The sequence below is a fragment of the Stenotrophomonas sp. A3_2 genome, from assembly GCF_036624925.1.
Lineage (GTDB): Bacteria > Pseudomonadota > Gammaproteobacteria > Xanthomonadales > Xanthomonadaceae > Stenotrophomonas > Stenotrophomonas hibiscicola.
Genome location: NZ_JAZKVY010000043.1, coordinates 1 through 336, shown reverse-complemented (window position 1 = coordinate 336; position 336 = coordinate 1). Strand labels below are relative to the sequence as shown.

The following is a 336-nucleotide window of genomic DNA, read 5'->3' as shown; positions in this document are numbered from 1 at the left end:
CCTGGTGGTGGAGGCGTTCCGCGAGGCCTTCGCCGGCCGCGAGAACGTCTTCCTGGTGGTGAAATTCCATTCCACCGCCATCGAACCCGCGGTGACGCGGCAGATCACCCAGGCGCTGCGTGGCGCGGACAACGTGCTGCTCATTTCCGACATGCTGCCGGAAGGCGATATGGCGCTGCTGCGCGCCGCGTGCGATTGTTTCGTCTCGGCCCATCGCAGCGAGGGCTTCGGCCTCAACATCGCGGAATTCATGGCGCTCGGCAAACCGGTTATCGCCACCGCCTATTCCGGTAATCTCGACTTCTTCGACGCCAGCGTGGGTTACCCGATCGACTA

General features: G+C 63.7%; 1 protein-coding gene. It reads left to right on the top strand.

The annotated features are described in order from the left end of the window. Nucleotides 1-336: glycosyltransferase (locus R5H29_RS00600; RefSeq protein ID WP_332328557.1), on the top strand; the 336-nt coding region annotated here is incomplete at both ends.